The 2078-nt window shown below is 74.2% G+C and carries 2 protein-coding genes, 1 pseudogene and 1 other annotated feature; all 3 genes and pseudogenes read right to left on the bottom strand.

Annotated elements, in window-relative coordinates; translation table 11 throughout:
- Positions 1-596, bottom strand: a pseudogene (locus Ae150APs1_RS33120) (IS3 family transposase); the annotation flags it as partial.
- Positions 187-315, bottom strand: a sequence feature (AL1L pseudoknot). (Overlaps the previous pseudogene by 129 nt.)
- 34 nt (positions 597-630) lie before the next feature.
- Positions 631-1461, bottom strand: a complete 831-nt coding sequence (locus Ae150APs1_RS00470; protein ID WP_075295002.1) for a type IV toxin-antitoxin system AbiEi family antitoxin domain-containing protein — start codon at positions 1459-1461, stop codon at positions 631-633.
- Positions 1462-1590: 129 nt separating this feature from the next.
- A partial coding sequence (locus Ae150APs1_RS00465) for a UTRA domain-containing protein (RefSeq protein WP_083703833.1) occupies positions 1591-2078 on the bottom strand: 488 nt, incomplete at its 5' end.

The following is a 2078-nucleotide window of genomic DNA, read 5'->3' as shown; positions in this document are numbered from 1 at the left end:
GCCGACGGTGCACCGCGCGACCGGCCGGTCGTCCACGCCGCCTTCGCGGCCCAGCTGTGCCCAGACTTTCCGGACGCCGTAGACGCCGTAGTTCTCGGCGTGCACGCGTGCGATCTCGGCGGAGACGAGGATGTCGCGTTCCGCCCGGGCCGAGGGTGGACGGGTCTTCGCCGCATAGTAGGCACTCGGGGCGATCGGGATACCGGCGTCTTTCAGCACGGCACAGATCGGCCCGACCCCGAACTCGTTCCTGTTCTTGTCGATGTAGTCGGTGACTACCGTTGCGGGCGGTCGAGCTCCGCCGCGAAGAAAGCCGAAGCGGACTTGAGAATGATGTTGGCCCGGCGGAGTTCACGGGTCTCCCGCTCCAGCTCCGCCAGCCGAGCGGCCTGATCGGTCGTCGTCCCAGGCCGGGATCCAGCGTCGATCTCGGCTTGCTTCACCCAGCCGCGCAGGGTTTCCGGAAGGATTCCCAGCTGGTCACCGATACGGCGGCAGACGTTCGTGCCGGCGTTGACAGGGTCGGCCTTGGCGTCGAGGACCAGCCGGATCGCTCGTTCCCGCAGCTCGTTGGGGTGCTTCCGTGGGGCTGCCATCGCTGCTCATCATCTCCTGGCTTGACACCCTCCATCAAACCCGGCGCGAGACAGTGTCCAGGTCGTGCCAGGTCACGCGGAGCAGCGTCCAGCCGGCGGTCACCAGGTCGTTGCCCTTGATCCGGTCCCGGCGGAAGCGTTCGACGTCGCTGTGCCACGCCCAGCCGTCGAGCTCGATCGCGACGCGCTGCTCCGGGAAGGCCAGGTCGAGCTCGTGCGGGCCGAACGCGTACCCGAGGACCCAGCCCGTCAGGCCCGCGTCGCGCAGCAGCCGGACGAGGCGTCGTTCGGCGTGCGATGCCGCCCGGTCCCCGGCCACGACCAGGAGACTCCGTGCCGCGGTGGCGCCGGTCGCGCCGCTCATCCGGCACCAGGCGGCGTGCAGGTCCTCGAACGTGACCCACCGTTGCAGCGCCCGGTCCAGGAACGCCGCACCGTCCCGGACCGCGATCGCCGTCTCGAGCGCGGTCAGGGGCCGGGCGGTGAGGGCGAGCCCACGGGCCTCCGTCCGGTCGGCGGGGGCGATGTCCCGGCGCCGGAGACGGACCCCCGGGCGGGGCGTGCGGCCCACGGACCGGGGGACGGTGACCCCGACCGTCGACGGCGACGTGTCGAGCATCCGGTGCCACCAGGCGGCGGCCGGGCCCGCCAGCAGCGCCGTCGGTCCCGCCCAGAACACGGCGGCGCGGCAGCGGGCCGCGGCACCGAACGGATGCCCTCCCCCGAGGAGCACGCCCGGCAGCGGTGGCGAGAACCGCCCCGTCGCGACCCACCGCCGCAGGGTGCGCGCCGAGACCCCGCACGCGACCGCCTGCGCGACGGACACGACGCCGTCCTGGTGCCGCAGCAGCCGGTCGAGCTCCATGCCCCGACCCTGCGCCCCCGACCCCCGCCCCACGCCGGAACCGGCTCCGCCGTTCCCGCGAGCGAACGCATGATCACGGATCGGGCAGCGGGGCGGCCGGATGTGGCCGCCCTGCTGCCGGATCCGTGATCACAGGGTCAGTTCGACGGCGTAGCGGGTCGGGCGGTACAGGTGGGAGCCGTACTCCACCGCGCGGCCGGTCTCGTCCCAGGCGGTGCGGGTCATCGTCAGCAGCGGGGCGCCGGGGGGTTCGTCGAGCGCGGCGGCCTCGGCGGCACCGGCGGCCCGCGCCCCCACGACCTGCCGGGCCGAGCGCGGCGCGTGCCCGCCGGCACGGAGGAGCTCGTAGAGGCCGTGCCCGGTGAGATCGTCCGGGCGCAGCGGGAGCACGTCGGCCGGGACGACGTTCGTCATCAGCGCCAGTGGCTCCCCACCGGCGAGGCGCAGCCGCTCGAACCGCGCCGCCGGGGCCGAGGGCGGGATCCCGAGCGCCGCGGCGACGACGTCACCGACCGGCCCCACGGAGAACGCCCGCAGCACGGTGGCCGGGGCGCGGCCGTCGCGGGCGAGGTCGTCGTGGAGGCTCGTGAGATCGACCGGGCGCTCCATCCGGGTGG

The organism is Pseudonocardia sp. Ae150A_Ps1 (assembly GCF_001932315.1).
GTDB lineage: Bacteria > Actinomycetota > Actinomycetes > Mycobacteriales > Pseudonocardiaceae > Pseudonocardia.
Note: the sequence above shows the minus strand (reverse complement) of the source record. Positions and strands in the feature narration are given on the sequence as shown.

Bases quoted from the DNA above. Each gene is read 5' to 3' on its own strand.
- Ae150APs1_RS00470 (WP_075295002.1), bottom strand. From the start codon at position 1,461: ATGGAGCTCGACCGGCTGCTGCGGCACCAGGACGGCGTCGTGTCCGTC.